Origin of the sequence: Erwinia oleae, assembly GCF_000770305.1 — a bacterium.
GTDB classification, from domain to species: Bacteria; Pseudomonadota; Gammaproteobacteria; order Enterobacterales; family Enterobacteriaceae; genus Erwinia; species Erwinia oleae.
The window spans coordinates 1-433 of record NZ_JNVB01000185.1 but is presented as its reverse complement, the minus strand read 5'-3'; the positions used below and the strand labels follow the sequence as shown (position 1 = coordinate 433).

Genomic DNA, 433 nt, shown 5'->3' with positions numbered 1-433 from the left:
GGTCGAGGCTGACGCCCACGCCACCGACGTCAGTTCAGTCACCGACAAGCCCGACGCGACAATTTTTTCTTTCAGCAACGCGATGTCATAAGTGGTCGGGTGATAGATTGGCTGCGGCAGCGGATCCTGCCAGATGAGATCTTCCTTTGGCACTTCCGGGCCGATGTAGCGCGCTTTAGGCCCCATATCGCGGTGGGTCAGTTTGTACCAGGCGCGGGCAAAGGCTTCGTTAAACGCCTGCGGGTCGTTGAGGAAACGGCGTGAGATCTTCTCAAACTCCGGGTCGAAACGCAGCGTCAGATCGGTCACCAGCATGGTTGGTTTATGCTTTTTCGCCGTGTCAAAGGCATCGGGAATAATCTCGGCTGCTTCGACCGCTTCAAACTGGATCGCACCCGCCGGGCTGCGCGTCTGCACCCACTCATACCTGAAC

1 pseudogene is annotated in these 433 nt (G+C 57.7%); it reads right to left on the bottom strand.

What is annotated here, in order from left to right:
* A pseudogene (locus GS12_RS22870) lies at nt 1-433 on the bottom strand (catalase-peroxidase); the annotation flags it as partial.